Genomic DNA, 13485 nt, shown 5'->3' with positions numbered 1-13485 from the left:
ATCGCCAGACCGCCCGCAATTTCAAAAACCGAAGGGATTGATTGCTAGACGACGAATTCTTTGAATTCCTTGACGACACGATGCCTTCACAGCCTCCACTTTCGTCGATTTTAAAATAAAACCGACGCGACAATTAAACGCGCTTCATCCCTTGTGAGGCTCGAAAAATCTATGCTTTTCAGCTTCATTTGCCCCTTGTGCAGCATCGCAACTATTGTCGGAATCGCCCATAATGGCAAGGCGACCTTTGGCAGCTTTGAATACGCTCCGGCAACATCTGCAGCAGAGAATCCTCATGAGTTTCTGGACTCAAAAACTAAAGTCTCGCTTCTCCCAAAAAGCGGACCTTCCTGCTCCACTACTCGCGGAGCGTCCTGTAGAAAGAAATTGGAAGCGCGTTTCCGATGAAGACTGGAAACAGGTCCTGATCCGGAGTGTCGACGAACCCATCATCGACGGCGTATCATTTCCCCGCTTTCCTCCGCCCGATCTTCAAGCTCGCTTTGTCGGCTCCGCAAACAGCTCCGCTCTCGGAGAGGCATTGACGTTCTATTCGCTTTTTAAAAATAAATCGGAGGAGCTTGACGAGCCGATCAATGCTGAAAGCACGTTTCTGGACTTCGGATGCGGGTGGGGACGCTTTCTGCGCTTCTTCTGGCGCGAGTTCGACGAGAAGCGACTTGCCGGCGTCGACGTCGATCCTGACATGATCGAGCTTTGCAGGGCCTCCGGCATCGAGGCGCAGCTTCATCGCATCGACAATATCGGCAACCTTCCCTTCGGAGACAATTCATTTAGCCATATAATGGCTTATTCTGTGTTCACGCATCTGCCGGAGCATGTTCATCTCCACTGGATTCGCGAACTGCATCGCGTCGCCAAGAACGGCTGCATCCTGATCTGCACGACACAGCCCAGACGCTTTATCGAATTCATCGCCAGCATCACCGATCCGCAGACATCGTGGCATGCATCACTCAAGAAAGCCGCTGGCGACACCGAAGCTCGGTTGCAGCAATTCGACCGTGGCGAATTCGTTTATCTTGCATCAGGTGGAGGTGCCTATCGGGATAAATCTGTCTATGGAGACGCTATTATGCCTGTCGAGTGGCTTCGCGAAAAGTGGCACCCCTATTTTGAGATCGAAGAATACATCGACAACCGCCAGATGGCCGGCCAGGCCATCGTCATTGCAAAGCAGAAAGCCATATGATGATTCCGGGAAATTGACGAAGCTACACTCATACATTTCCGACACCAACTACCGGTCCTCATCAAAAGTTACGCAATGCCCCGCACCGCCAGTTACCAAGCTTCTGTTCTCATCACGGACAGCACCGGCTTTATTAGTTCGAACTTCATTTTCGCGTGGATCATGAATGAGTCCTCACCTGTCATCAATCTCGACAAGCTCACCTATGCGAGCAATCTGGAAACCTGAACAATCTATCGGACGCGCAGCTTGAGTTCATCCGCGGCAACCAAGCTCATCAAAAGCCCGCTCACGCAACTGCGGCCGAGCGCGGCTTCAGCCGGATCCTACGTCGATCAGTCTATCCATGGCGCCTTCACAAGGCGTCGACACATTGCAGGCCAGATCATACCTCTGGTGCGCGACGTGGCGCGGGCGAGCTTCAGCAGGCACATAAGCGCCAGCGCCGCGGCAAGGATGGATTTCAGCATTACAGATCCCTTAAGTGGCTGAGGATTAGTTCGCGGTCGACATCCGTGCATCCCGAACGAGACGACCATCAGAGCGTCGCCGATGACGTACAGCAGCCGGTGGATTTTCTCTGCCAGACCCGGCCACACCAGAGTCAGCCCCGCGATCACCAGCCAGAAAATCGCAACCCGTATGGCCCCGAAGCCGCAGGATTTCAGTCTTCCAGTTGCTGATTAGGCAGGGAACGGCGCGGCGCTTCTGGCGCCACGTAAGGCATTGGATTGCCCTTTCAGGAGGGATCGCGATTGTGCGTTGCCGCACGGAATCAACTAGTGCCAATGGTTGTTCAGGCTTGCGGCATGTTAGTGTCCATGCTGCTCCACCGGAAGGCGAGACCTATGAACTCATTATTTTCGCGCTTTAAACGCTTACCGGAACCTTCAAAAACCGCTGCCGGTTGGCCTAAATGGACGAGTGAAACTGCATTTGCGACGCCAAACTTTCACTTCGAAACGCAGATTTCGGACTACACAAAGAAGACAACTGCTGATGTTATTCAGCTTTTGAAGCCGAAGTCGTTTTTGGAGCTCTATGACTCCTACATTGCAGATGCGAGGTACGTTTTAGAGATCGGCTTTTTCCAAGGCGGCATGCCTCTCTATATCTCGGATATGAGCACCGCCGAAAAGATCGTCGCTATCGATCTAAGCCATGTACCCGAACCAATTTCCGGAATCATTTCTGCCAAAGGATTGCAGCATCGGGTCAGTATGCATGGCGGCGTCAATCAATCTGACGTTGAGCGGGTAACCGCGATCATTCAGGATGAGTTTAAGGAGAAGTCGATTGACCTGATCGCGGACGACGCTTCGCACCTTTACGAGCCAACAAAACGCAGCTTCGAGACGTGTTTCTCCTATTTGAAGCCCGGCGGGCGCTACATCATCGAAGATTGGGGCTGGTCACATTGGAACAAAGGCGATTTTCTCAAAGGCCACAAGTTATTTTCCGAAGAAACGACCCCGCTTTCGCAACTGATTTTAGAGATCGTTTTGGCTCAATGCGCACAGGGAGGTGTTATTGCAAAGATAGAAATATTTAACGGAAGCTTGATCGCAATAACACGCGGAACAGCCCTTAAGCACGGCGAACGTCTTGATCTCGATAGTCTCGTTAACGGGGGCCGGATTTTGGACCTACGCCGACGCGTCGACTGACTCAGTCAACCTTTCCTGGCTGCGTGGCACATTGGATTTTGTCGTTGGGATTGCTTAACTTCGACCACCCGATCTAGCGGGTGAAATTCTTAAAAGATCACTTCGGATATAGACATGTGGCCGTTCACTGGGGTGAAGACCCACAAACTGGACAAGCACGCCAATAGCCTAAAAAAGCGGGCAATTTGGCTGAAAGCTAGAGGTGTGGGTCGGACCAAATTGGGCCGCCTCTTTATTGATGCCCTTCTGTTCCCAACAGACGTGCGCTTAGTTTATCGCTGGTTCGTCCACTTTCACAAACGCGAACCGAAACTATTCAAACCAAAAACGTTCAGCGACAAAATCCAGGTATGGAAATTATTCAGTCGAAAGGACAAACACACACTCTATTCCGATAAACTTGCTGCGCGTGATTTCGTAAGGTCGCGCTGCGGTGATTTCGTGCATATCCCTAAACTTTACTGGACCGGGTATGATTTGAGTCTCGCTAGGACCGCTGAGCTCCCCAACAAGTTCGTGATAAAGCCGAATCACACTTCCGGCGATCTCATATTCGTTAGAGACGTCACCACCTTCGACTGGGATGGTGCAATTGAAAAATCGAAAGCTTGGTTAGCTTCTGATTTTTCATTAAGCGTAGGCGATTGGGTTTGCCGCTGGATCAAACCTCAGCTCTTTATCGAAGAACTGCTCGAGGACTCTAATGGTGAAGTACCGCTCGATTACAAATTCTTCTGCTTTAATGGCAAGGTCCATTTTGTGCAGGTCGATTTCTCGCGCTACAGCGGTCACAAGCAGGCGTTCTACGACACCAACTTCAATCGCCTCCCACTATATATAGGCCACCGCAATCTCTTTCAGCCGTACACAGAACAAGCTGAAAAACCGAAGAACTTCGATCATATGATAAAGATCTCGGAGGTTCTTTCAAAGGATGAACCCTTTATCCGCATTGACATGTATGATGGCGAAAGGCCGATCATGGGAGAAATTGGACTACACCCTCACTCGGGACTGGCGACGTTTGATCCTCCCGATTGGGAGATAGTGTTTGGCGCGCTATGCAAGTAATTCTCGATTACGAAGCGAGCGGAAATTAGTCAGGAATTCTCCAGATGCAAGAAACTACAGCAGCAAGCCTCGAAGAGGTTTTCGAAAAACGCGCGACAGAGAATGACAGTTATCCATCTCAGCTAATAACGAATGTGAATACCGAGACTGTGGATACATTCGTTCGGTTCAACTGCAAGCGTTATGCTGAATTTGGAGTGAATCTTGGTTCGACAACATTGGAAATCGCTCGACACTTGAACGGTGATGGTGAGATTTATCTCTTCGACTATCAGTACAACGTCGATTACGTTGCCAGCCTCCTAAAGTCTAACGGATTTAAAAATGTCCATCCATTTGGATCGAGTGCCAAGCTGCTGGATAGCTACAACTGGCCCCTTTCGCATTTGCTAGAGCGAAAAGCTGACGATATTTTTGACTATTGTTTTATCGACGGGGCCCATACTTGGAACGTAGATGCCCTCACCTTTTTCTTAGTTGATCGCCTTCTTGCTGTCGGCGGCTTAATCGACTTCGACGATTATGATTGGTGCCTTGGAAAGTCTCCCACCTTAGCACCTCATCTTTTCCCAAAAACTGCAGAGTTTTACACTAGCGAGCAGATAGACGATCAACAAGTTAAGCGCGTTGTCGATCTGCTGGTGAAGACCAGCCCACGCTACGAAACTATTCTGGAGAACAAGATATATCGAAAGCTCGCTCACGATGGCGACCTATTATCAGCCTCTAAGCAACCATCAATTTGGGAACGCCTATTTGGCGGTTAGGATTTCGTGACTGGCTAGCGATGCTATTGCGGACGGCCACGCCAAGGATATCAAGCCGATTGTGAGCCAGCAGCCGCACGGAGTAACCGGCAGGATGCCGGGTTGGGCATTGGGGTGTCCTGATTTCAGGGGTGACTAGATGCGCCCCATCAGCGCGCGCATCTTTTGAAACAAGCTCACTGATCCTGAGTCAGTTTCTGCTTTTGCCGACGGACGGACGTAACTGCGCTTCTTGCAGACGATCACTTCGGTGTATTCGCCTAAAATACCGTGAGTTTTATCGCACAGTCTGGTGATCCGAACGTCGAAGTCAGCCCATTCGGAGATCTTACGATAGATCTCGTAGCCGTAATCGACAGTGACTAACGAGCCGTCATTGCTGATCGGGTTGCCATGGTATTCAGGCTCCAACAGATACTTTACTTCGCCATCCTCATCCAACACTGCGCGATTAATGGCTGCATCAACCTGGTGACCGGCCCCTGCGGAGTGGTCCGATTGGAATGTTAGTTTAGAGATTGCATTTTGACTATCTCCTTTGGTGCGGGCCAGACGAGGGCCTCGGGTGCCGGCGGTCGATATCCCAGTGATGAGTGTGGACGCACCGTGTTGTAGTGGCGGCGCCAGCTTTCAATGACGGTCTGGGCTTCCTTCAATGTGTAGAAGATCTCGCCGTTGAGCAGTTCATCGCGCAGCTTGCCGTTGAAGCTCTCGCAATAGCCATTCTCCCATGGACTTCCAGGTTCGATGTAAGCGGTCATGGCTCCGACGGTGGCGATCCAATCCCGAAGCGCCTCGGCGACGAACTCAGGGCCATTGTCTGAACGTATGTGTGCAGGGATGCCCCGTGAGACGAACAGCTCGCAGAGTGCCTCGATGACGTCGGTGGCCTTGAGCTTCCGTGCGACACGGATGGCCAGGCTCTCACGACTGAACTCGTCGATGATGCACAACATCCGTGTCATTCGGCCTGCAATATTGACCCCGTAAGCCGGGGGATCGGCGTCCAAAATTGACCCCCTACCATTAGCCTGTTGCGCTGCCTGCTTCGTAACAAAGCAGGTGGTCGGAGATGCTGATCGTGGAGACGATTGCGCGGATACGGCGTGAGCACTTCATCAAGGGCAAGACGATCAAGGAGATTGCCCGGGACCTGAAGGTGTCACGGAACACGGTGCGGAAGGTGCTGAGGTCGGGAGAGACCTCATTTGAGTACGAGCGTGTTGTCCAGCCGAGGCCCAAGCTCGGAAGATGGGCAACGGAGCTCGACGTGTTGCTGGCGGCAAATGCGACCAAGGCCGCTCGCGAGCGACTGACGCTGATCCGGATCTTCGAAGAGCTGCGCGGGCGTGGATACGACGGTGGCTACGATGCCGTGCGGCGTTACGCCAGACGATGGAGTACGGACCGTGGACAATCGACGGCTGCGGCCTATGTCCCGCTGAGCTTTGCGCCTGGGGAAGCTTATCAGTTCGACTGGAGCCACGAGGTAGTTCTGCTTAATGGCGTGACGGTGATGGTGAAGGCCGCCCACGTCCGGCTGTGCCATAGCCGTATGTTGTTTGTGCGGTGCTATCCGCGTGAGACGCAGGAGATGGTGTTCGACGCTCACGATCGGGCGTTCGCGCTGTTCAAAGGCACCTGCGGGCGCGGCATCTACGATAACATGAAGACCGCGGTCGAGACGATCTTCGTCGGCAAAGGTCGTCTCTACAACCGCCGCTTCATGCAGATGTGCAGCCATTACCTCGTCGACCCGGTGGCCTGCACGCCGGCATCAGGCTGGGAGAAGGGCCAGGTCGAGAACCAGGTCGGCCTTGTCCGCGAGCGCTTCTTCACACCGCGGCTTCGGTTCAAAACTCTCGACGAGTTGAACGCCTGGCTGCTGGACAAGTGCATCGCCTACACGAAGGCACACCGTCATCCGGAACTGACCGAGCAGACGATCTGGGAGGTGTTCGAAGCCGAACGCCCAAAGCTGGTTCCCTATGCGGGCCGGTTCGACGGATTCCATGCGGTTCCGGCATCGGTCTCGAAGACCTGCCTGGTCCGCTTCGACAACAACAAGTACTCGGTCGCGGCCAGCGCCGTCGGGCGGCCGGTCGAGGTTCATGCTTACGCTGACCGCATCGTTATCCGCCAGGACGGACGTATCGTTGCCGAGCATCCGCGCGCCTTCAGTCGTGGCGAGACGACCTATGATCCTTGGCATTACGTGCCGGTGCTGGCTCGCAAACCCGGCGCCTTGCGCAACGGCGCTCCCTTCAAGGACTGGGTGCTGCCGGCTGCGATCGAGCGCATACGGCGCAAGCTTGCCGGTGCCGATGATGGCAACCGGCAGATGGTCGACATCCTCAACGCAGTTCTGACCGACGGTCTGCCCGCTGTCGAGGTGGCCTGTGCCGAGGCGATCGTCCAAGGCGTCCATTCCGCCGATGTCGTGCTCAATATCCTGGCTCGGCAACGAGAGCCCACTCCACCCGCCAACATCATGACGCCGGCTGCGCTGACGTTGTGCCATGCCCCGATCGCCGACTGTGCCCGCTACGACAATCTGAGGAGAACCATCTGATGGAACGTACTCAACTCTTCGACCTCATGGGTGAGCTCAAGCTCTATGGCATGAAGGCCGCCTTCGACGAGATCATGACGACTGCGATCAAGCGTCAGCATGAACCCCAGCGCATTGTCGGCGACCTGCTCAATGCCGAGATCAACGAGAAGCAGGCCCGCTCGATCAAGTACCAACTCACCATCGCCAAACTTCCCCTTGCGAAGGACCTTGAGGACTTCCAGTTCACGGGCACTCCCATCAACCAGACGCTGGTCAATGACCTTGCCAGCGGCGGCTTCATCGCCCAGCAGCGCAATGCCGTCCTGATCGGCGGCACCGGCACCGGCAAAACTCATCTGGCCATCGCCATCGCCAGAAGCTGCATCCGATCCGGTGCCCGCGGGCGCTTCTATAATGTGGTCGACCTCGTGAACCGCCTGGAGATCGAGACCCGAAGCGGACGGCAGGGTCGGGTCGCCGAGCATTTGACCCGGATGGACTTCATCGTCCTCGACGAACTGGGCTACCTGCCGTTCGCACAATCCGGTGGCCAATTGCTGTTCCACCTCATCAGCCGGCTCTACGAGCGCACTTCCGTCGTCGTCACCACCAATCTGGCATTTGGCGAATGGCCCAGCGTGTTCGGCGACGCGAAGATGACGACCGCGTTGCTCGACCGTCTGACTCACCATTGCGACATCGTCGAGACCGGTAACGACAGCTGGCGCTTCAAAAGCCGCGACGACGATCAAGCCACTCGCGCTCGTCTCGTCTCCGCAACCCCGGCCGGCTCCGACGACACGAGCGCTACCGCCAAACCAGCCCGATCAAAGGGGTCAAAATTGGACGCCGATCCGGGGTCAAATTTGAACGCCGATTGACAACATCCGAAACGCCTTGCCATCGTGGGTGCGGTCAGCGACGAAGTCATAGGACCAGACATGGTTGGGCCGCTCCGGCCGCAGACGGATGCACGAGCCGTCGGTGAGCCACAGACGCCCGCGTTTAGGCTGTTTGGCAGGGACCTTCAGCCCCTCGCATCGCCAGATCCGCTCAACACGCTTCTTGTTCACCGTCCAGCCGGCTCTACGAAGCAACGCCGTAATCCGGCGATATCCGTAGCGGCCATATTGGCGGGCAAGCTCGATGATGTCGGCAGTCAGTGCTGCCTCGTCATCGGGTGTCGTTGGGATCTTGCGCTGCGTCGATCGGTACTGGCCCAACGCTCGACATGCCCGTCTCTCGGAGATGCAAAGCTCGGTCATCACATGATCGACGCACGCTCGGCGTCGGGAGGGGCTTAGAAGTTTCCCTTCGCGGCCTCTGCCAGGATCAACTTGTCCAGCGTCAGATCCGACACCGCGCGACGAAGCCGGGTGTTCTCGGTCTCCAGCTCTTTCAAGCGCTTCACCTGATCGCCCTTCAGGCCACCGTACTCGTTTCGCCACCGATAGTAGGTTACTTCCGTCACACCTATCGCTCGGACTGCGTCTGCCACCTGCCGGCCCTGCGCCATCAGCACATCAACCTGCCGAAGCTTCGCAACAATCTCTTCAGCCGTATGCCTCTTCCTTGCCATCGATCTTATCCTCCATCCGAAAATCATACTTCAGGGAGGACCACTTCAAAGGGGGCAGATCAGCCATCCTCATCCAACACTGCGCGATTAATGGCTGCACCAACCTGGTGCTTATGGATTGGAAAGGTGCTGACATACATCCCTCCTGGCTTCAGTGTTCTATGTATCTCTTTGAAAACCTCGTCAGGATGGAAAACATGCTCCATCACGTCGAGCGAGATGACGAGATCAAATCCCCCATCCTCGAAGGTTTGTTTACGCAAATCTTCGTTGCGCCACCCATCAACCAATGAGCCAAAAGGCTTGTCTGGATAGTAATGGCTACCAATGTATTGCGGGCAATCTCGCTTCAGAGCAATTGAAATTCCGCGAGGCGCTGGCGAGGATTCGTGAATTTTAAGATAACGCCAGTTGGGAGCCACTTCCGACAGAACTAGAGCAAGTGCCCGCTCCCGAGGAACTGACCCTTTCTCACAGGTCTGACAATAGAATGTGCCGCGCAACCACGGCCCATATGCATGAAAAGCCGTATCTTGATGGCAAATAGGACAAAAGCCCTTCACCTCAAGGAAGTATTTTTCCGCTGACATATTATCATTCTAAAAATGCCGCGCCTAATTCGCAACAGTGCCAAGTGCCTAGACGTCAGTTTGATAGCATCCAGAAACCATTATAACGGAGGAGCCGGGTCGACACGGCATCACTTTATTGGTGCTCCTGATCTAAGTCGAAGACTGATGTGGAAAGACCCGAAGGCCGCCGCCAAGCAAGACTTAATCCGCGTAAATTCCTCTATCCTGGCTGAGGAGCATCAATGTCGTTGACATGATTGCTTGAACGCGGAGATGCGGCTTTCAATACCTTCAGGGCAAAGGCTTTGGCGGCTACGATCACGAGCCTGCTTCGTTCAGCGCCGCATCCATGGCTTTTCCGCAAGCTCAGTCGTTCCATCCGCAAGCGGACGGTTAGCTTTCCTCAAAACTGACGCTCAATTCTCGAACACCATCGGCTTGCGGTCATTGAGGATGACGCGATCCTCGAGATGACAGCGAGGCCTTGAGGACGTGGATGTGAGATGCCCGCTTTGGGTCATAAGCAGACATCTAGCCTAAAGCCTTTGAAGTCGTAAAACATAAACCAGCGTTTATGTTTTACGAGTCGGCTGACCGCCCAATGTTGCACGATTAGCGCTGCTTGGTCTTGACGGCGCATAGCTCGCCGACGAACAAGCTCTAGGGCTCGCGACGTTGTTGGAGCCAGCCACTGCCGGACCGAGCCCTTGAGATCAAGACCAACTTTTTCCTCGCTGGCATGCCAGGAAATTGGTTGGGTCTACTTTCATAGACCGCCGTTGATTCTAGTTCGCGGAATACATAAAGCGCGACGTCGGGGGGTGCCGATAAATGCAAGAATCTCGGCTATTGCGTGGTCTTCATTCGCCAGATGCTGGAGCCGAGCCAGCCGCTCGGCAAAGCCACCCGAGCCGTGGAAGAGTTTTTGATAAAACCCCCTTACAATAGTAAGTCGTTCACGCGTGAATTTGCGGCGCTTCATGCCGACGATGTTAAGGCCTTCGAGCGCGGCATATTGTCCGTTTGCTAAGCCATAGGGGATAATGTCACCACGAACCCCGCAGAGGCCGCCAACCATCACTTGTGGTCCAATTCGGGAAAATTGGTGAACGGCGGACAAACCACCGAGAAAGGTTAGATTGCCCACCTCGCAATGGCCGCCGATCACGGCCGCGGTTGCAAAAACGACGTCGTCCCCAACGATGCAATCATGAGCCACATGGCTGTTATTCATGAAAAACCCGCGATCTCCGATGTGCGTCACGCCGCCACCGTTAATCGTGCCTCGATTCATTGTGACGCCCTCGCGAATGACACAGCCGGAGCCGATTTCAAGCCGGGTTAGCTCGTCCCGATAGCTCAAATCTTGGGGTGCTCCGCCAAGTGAAGAAAACGGCGAGACTACGCAATCATTTCCAATTGAGGTATGCCCCGTCACGGTGACATGGCTGAGAAGCTTGCAATTGGTGCCGATGACGACGTTCGGTCCAATTAGACAATAGGGTCCGATCGTCGTGCCTTCGCCGACCACCGCGCCATCTTCAACCCGCGCTGCAGGATCAATCTGCTTCATGTAAGGTGATCTGCTTATTGGAGAGACTGAACGGTTCTTGCTACAGCTACGCTAGCGATGGCCCTGACACTCAAGGCCCGCGTTCTGAAGCAACAATTCGCCCGGTCAAAACTATAGGGTGCAATCTCGCCTTTTCGGCCTGAAGGTCTACGACCAGAAACGCGACGCCCATTTCGGTAAAGCGATCGTCCGCTGTTCTTGATAGTGCTGCGTAGTGTTCAATCTGGCCGTCTATTCGAAGGCACTTCTCGCACATCGGCGTCCCCATTCGAAATTGACGGGAACGTCTCGACGCCCTCATCACCGATAGATGCCAATTGCCGTGCGGCGACGCTTTTTTTGTGCGCTTTCTTGAATCAAATAGCTAGGAGTTTGGTCTCTCGACCAGGGTGAGTTCGAATAGAAAGTTTGCGGTCGTATAAAAGCCTTGATTGCTTCCTTGCTATCGCGCGGGAAATCTATATGTATTGAGCGTTCGATGCTGCCTTGATCTTGCTAAGGCGCCTGACGGCTCTTTCTCTCGACATTGCTGACATTTGAAAGTCCTGCGCATCCTTTGTGCAGGCGCAGCGCAATGTCGCGCTTTTGGAGAAGAGACGATGCCAGTCGGCACGGTTAAATGGTTCAACGGACAAAAGGGTTTCGGATTTATTCAGCCGGATGACGGTGGCAATGACGTGTTTGTTCACGTTAGCGCCGTCGAACGCGCTGGCCTACACGGGCTAAATGAAGGCCAGAAGGTTTCCTTCGAGGAGAAGGTGGACAAAATGCGCGGCAAGACGAGCGCAGAAAATCTCCAAATCGTCTAATCGATAAGGATCAATTCCACGGATGTACTGGGTTGATCTAAAGCCCGCTCAATCAAGGGTTGGGCGGGTTTTATATTGCCGTGATGTCGCTTCGATCGAATCGCGAAAATTTCGATCTCAGGCGTAGGCGGCACTTCCACCAATGTTTCGGTCAGACGCGACGACGCAGGTTTCCCTTGCAGAGGGCTTCAGACAAATGACAATCAGATCACGACGTGACAAGTTCGTGTTTAATCATCCATTTCGCATCAAAGGTATCGATCGGCTGCTCGCTGCCGGCGCATACGATGTCGTTACCGATGAAGAAATGATCGAGGGATTGTCGTTTCCCTGCTACCGGCGCATAGCGACCATGATCATGGTGCCCGGAGCGCTGCCGCATCAGCATTCGATGGAAATGCTACCGATCACCTCGGTCGATCTTGCGGATGCACAGCAACGTGACGCCGTGGCCTCAAATGGTTTATGATCCGGTCGAACTCGATTTCCACCGCGGCATGGCCGCGCAAAAGGCGACGAACCTCCGCCGGATTGTAGCCGAGGCCGAAGCCCACGCAGCCAGTTTGCGTGAACGGCAATTGCGTATCGAGACTGAATTGCTCGACGCACCTGTGGCATCGTGGTCCGAAGCCGCCGCGAAGGCACGCTATGTTCTCAATCTCTACTACACGTCATTAAGTTCGCAGGACACGCACCACCGTGATTTGGTGGCCTCTGTTCTCCGCGACTTCGCCCGGCTCGATAGCGAAAGTTAATTTCACTCGAGATTCGATCGTTTTCCGCAAACGATTGATTCTGAAACTTCGTTCAGACGTCCGGCGGGGCGTGAGGAATTTCAATGCTTGATATGACCACGAAAGAATTGCAGTCACGGCACGTCAAATTGGAGGAGGCGCGGCGGCTTGGCGTCGTGTCGGGATGGTACACTACTAAAATGAGCGGAACTTTCGTCACCGGCCCCCACGCTAGCCAGGAGGAGGCGCGCCTCAAGATCGCTGAATTGAACCCGCCCCTTCGACCGACCGCGACGCGAAAATCGTAAGGGGCATTTCGCTCAACAGGATGAATCATGAGTGCTTTGGGACATCTTGCGCCGCTGCGTGATCTCGAAGGCGAAAACGACCAGCTTCGGCAACTGTTGATTCAGGCAGGTGTCGAAGCTCAGGCCCATGATGTTGCGGCAAGATTGCAAGCCGTTAACGAGAGCAACGTCCTGGTAGACCTGAATCTTCCGGATTATCGCCTTCACGACTTAGCGACATTGCCATAAGCGGCTATCCGCGCCCGAAAGCCACACCGAATGCCATAATAAGATAAGGCGTTGAGTGGCTTTTCAATCAAAAGAGCCCATATCTAAGACGTGAGGATACTTTCCAGTAAAAGTAGCCATCGCGGCCGCTTCCCAGCGTTGCATCTTCGGTGAAGAAGCACTTGGCCGGTACAAGGAACCCAAAATGAAAAAACCTCTCCTGCTGCCTGAAGAGCAGCCGCGAAAAGTTAAGCGCGCTGATCGAGCACCCGTCGATGGCTTTTCTCTCGTCGTCGATGGTCACTACAAAAACGAATATCCTGACGGAGCGGCGGCAAAAATTGCGGCAACCGAACTGTTGGGCCGATACCCTATGTTACTCATCGAAATCTACGATGGTGAGAAGCAAACTCGGGCGAAGTTTTCCTGAG

General features: G+C 54.0%; 15 protein-coding genes and 3 pseudogenes. 13 read left to right on the top strand and 5 right to left on the bottom strand.

The features are described 5' to 3' along the window. Positions 1–295 precede the first annotated feature (295 nt). The 5 genes from HMPREF9697_RS13985 (at position 296) to HMPREF9697_RS13965 (ending at position 4718) form a co-directional block, all read left to right on the top strand. Positions 296–1213 (top strand): class I SAM-dependent methyltransferase, encoded by a 918-nt coding sequence (locus tag HMPREF9697_RS13985; protein ID WP_002717887.1) that lies wholly within the window; start codon positions 296–298, stop codon positions 1211–1213. A 75-nt stretch (positions 1214–1288) separates the two neighbouring features. Next, the gene (locus HMPREF9697_RS21015; RefSeq protein ID WP_002717886.1) at positions 1289–1441 is read left to right on the top strand and encodes a hypothetical protein; all 153 of its coding nucleotides are present in this window, start codon (positions 1289–1291) and stop codon (positions 1439–1441) included. A 620-nt stretch (positions 1442–2061) separates the two neighbouring features. After that, a complete protein-coding gene (locus HMPREF9697_RS13975; RefSeq protein ID WP_157223252.1) occupies positions 2062–2880 on the top strand; it encodes a class I SAM-dependent methyltransferase in 819 nt (272 codons plus the stop codon). A gap of 114 nt (positions 2881–2994) precedes the next feature. Further along, a complete protein-coding gene (locus HMPREF9697_RS13970) occupies positions 2995–3951 on the top strand; it encodes an ATP-grasp fold amidoligase family protein (protein WP_002717884.1) in 957 nt (318 codons plus the stop codon). Between the two features lie 44 nt (positions 3952–3995). Continuing rightward, positions 3996–4718 carry a class I SAM-dependent methyltransferase gene (locus HMPREF9697_RS13965; protein ID WP_002717883.1) on the top strand — a complete coding sequence of 241 codons (723 nt, stop codon included), beginning with the start codon at positions 3996–3998 and terminating at the stop codon, positions 4716–4718. A gap of 135 nt (positions 4719–4853) precedes the next feature. Here the strand turns inward: HMPREF9697_RS13965 and HMPREF9697_RS13960 are convergent, their stop codons facing one another. Both HMPREF9697_RS13960 and HMPREF9697_RS13955 read right to left on the bottom strand, forming a co-directional pair. Next, complete coding sequence (locus HMPREF9697_RS13960) at positions 4854–5162, bottom strand: hypothetical protein (RefSeq protein WP_002717882.1); 309 nt, start codon at positions 5160–5162, stop codon at positions 4854–4856. A gap of 62 nt (positions 5163–5224) precedes the next feature. Then, a pseudogene (locus HMPREF9697_RS13955) lies at positions 5225–5689 on the bottom strand (integrase core domain-containing protein); the annotation flags it as partial. A gap of 101 nt (positions 5690–5790) precedes the next feature. Between HMPREF9697_RS13955 and istA the strand changes: the two are divergent. Both istA and istB read left to right on the top strand, forming a co-directional pair. Then, positions 5791–7324: pseudogene (gene istA, locus HMPREF9697_RS13950) on the top strand (IS21 family transposase). Beyond that, positions 7290–8153, top strand: coding sequence for an IS21-like element helper ATPase IstB (istB, locus tag HMPREF9697_RS13945; protein ID WP_002715762.1), 864 nt, complete (start codon positions 7290–7292; stop codon positions 8151–8153). The pseudogene istA and the gene istB overlap by 35 nt, the downstream one beginning before the upstream one ends. Here istB and HMPREF9697_RS20505 read toward each other — a convergent pair. From HMPREF9697_RS20505 to lpxA, 3 genes and pseudogenes are all read right to left on the bottom strand, one after another. Beyond that, a pseudogene (locus HMPREF9697_RS20505) lies at positions 8148–8851 on the bottom strand (IS3 family transposase); the annotation flags it as partial. The gene istB and the pseudogene HMPREF9697_RS20505 overlap by 6 nt on opposite strands. A gap of 59 nt (positions 8852–8910) precedes the next feature. Then, a complete protein-coding gene (locus HMPREF9697_RS20500) occupies positions 8911–9441 on the bottom strand; it encodes a class I SAM-dependent methyltransferase (RefSeq protein ID WP_081602552.1) in 531 nt (176 codons plus the stop codon). 748 nt (positions 9442–10189) lie between these two features. Then, entirely contained in the window at positions 10190–10996 is an 807-nt protein-coding gene (gene lpxA, locus HMPREF9697_RS20495) for an acyl-ACP--UDP-N-acetylglucosamine O-acyltransferase (protein WP_002717878.1), read from the bottom strand. Positions 10997–11595: 599 nt separating this feature from the next. On the opposite strand from lpxA, the gene HMPREF9697_RS13920 reads away from it, so the two are divergent. From HMPREF9697_RS13920 to HMPREF9697_RS20490, 6 genes are all read left to right on the top strand, one after another. Next, complete coding sequence (locus tag HMPREF9697_RS13920; protein WP_002717877.1) at positions 11596–11805, top strand: cold-shock protein; 210 nt, start codon at positions 11596–11598, stop codon at positions 11803–11805. Between the two features lie 196 nt (positions 11806–12001). Beyond that, positions 12002–12274 (top strand): hypothetical protein, encoded by a 273-nt coding sequence (locus tag HMPREF9697_RS13915; protein WP_040307959.1) that lies wholly within the window; start codon positions 12002–12004, stop codon positions 12272–12274. Then, the gene (locus HMPREF9697_RS13910; protein WP_002717875.1) at positions 12264–12560 is read left to right on the top strand and encodes a hypothetical protein; all 297 of its coding nucleotides are present in this window, start codon (positions 12264–12266) and stop codon (positions 12558–12560) included. Before HMPREF9697_RS13915 ends, HMPREF9697_RS13910 begins: the two co-directional genes overlap by 11 nt. Before the next feature lie 83 nt (positions 12561–12643). Next, complete coding sequence (locus HMPREF9697_RS21725; protein WP_002717874.1) at positions 12644–12847, top strand: hypothetical protein; 204 nt, start codon at positions 12644–12646, stop codon at positions 12845–12847. 27 nt (positions 12848–12874) lie between these two features. Then, positions 12875–13075, top strand: coding sequence for a hypothetical protein (locus HMPREF9697_RS21005; protein ID WP_002717873.1), 201 nt, complete (start codon positions 12875–12877; stop codon positions 13073–13075). 184 nt (positions 13076–13259) lie between these two features. Beyond that, positions 13260–13484 carry a hypothetical protein gene (locus HMPREF9697_RS20490; protein WP_002717872.1) on the top strand — a complete coding sequence of 75 codons (225 nt, stop codon included), beginning with the start codon at positions 13260–13262 and terminating at the stop codon, positions 13482–13484. Position 13485 lies beyond the last annotated feature (1 nt).

The sequence above is a fragment of the Afipia felis ATCC 53690 genome, from assembly GCF_000314735.2.
In the GTDB taxonomy this organism is placed as follows: Bacteria; Pseudomonadota; Alphaproteobacteria; order Rhizobiales; family Xanthobacteraceae; genus Afipia; species Afipia felis.
The sequence above is the reverse complement of the archived record's forward strand: the minus strand, read 5'-3'. Positions and strand labels throughout refer to the sequence as shown.

Bases quoted from the DNA above. Each gene is read 5' to 3' on its own strand.
- HMPREF9697_RS20500 (WP_081602552.1), bottom strand. From the start codon at position 9,441: ATGTCAGCGGAAAAATACTTCCTTGAGGTGAAGGGCTTTTGTCCTATT.
- HMPREF9697_RS13975 (WP_157223252.1), top strand. From the start codon at position 2,062: ATGAACTCATTATTTTCGCGCTTTAAACGCTTACCGGAACCTTCAAAA.
- HMPREF9697_RS13965 (WP_002717883.1), top strand. From the start codon at position 3,996: ATGCAAGAAACTACAGCAGCAAGCCTCGAAGAGGTTTTCGAAAAACGC.
- HMPREF9697_RS21005 (WP_002717873.1), top strand. From the start codon at position 12,875: ATGAGTGCTTTGGGACATCTTGCGCCGCTGCGTGATCTCGAAGGCGAA.
- lpxA (WP_002717878.1), bottom strand. From the start codon at position 10,996: ATGAAGCAGATTGATCCTGCAGCGCGGGTTGAAGATGGCGCGGTGGTC.
- HMPREF9697_RS13970 (WP_002717884.1), top strand. From the start codon at position 2,995: ATGTGGCCGTTCACTGGGGTGAAGACCCACAAACTGGACAAGCACGCC.
- HMPREF9697_RS13920 (WP_002717877.1), top strand. From the start codon at position 11,596: ATGCCAGTCGGCACGGTTAAATGGTTCAACGGACAAAAGGGTTTCGGA.
- HMPREF9697_RS13910 (WP_002717875.1), top strand. From the start codon at position 12,264: ATGGTTTATGATCCGGTCGAACTCGATTTCCACCGCGGCATGGCCGCG.
- HMPREF9697_RS21725 (WP_002717874.1), top strand. From the start codon at position 12,644: ATGCTTGATATGACCACGAAAGAATTGCAGTCACGGCACGTCAAATTG.
- HMPREF9697_RS21015 (WP_002717886.1), top strand. From the start codon at position 1,289: ATGCCCCGCACCGCCAGTTACCAAGCTTCTGTTCTCATCACGGACAGC.
- HMPREF9697_RS13915 (WP_040307959.1), top strand. From the start codon at position 12,002: ATGACAATCAGATCACGACGTGACAAGTTCGTGTTTAATCATCCATTT.
- HMPREF9697_RS20490 (WP_002717872.1), top strand. From the start codon at position 13,260: ATGAAAAAACCTCTCCTGCTGCCTGAAGAGCAGCCGCGAAAAGTTAAG.
- HMPREF9697_RS13985 (WP_002717887.1), top strand. From the start codon at position 296: ATGAGTTTCTGGACTCAAAAACTAAAGTCTCGCTTCTCCCAAAAAGCG.
- istB (WP_002715762.1), top strand. From the start codon at position 7,290: ATGGAACGTACTCAACTCTTCGACCTCATGGGTGAGCTCAAGCTCTAT.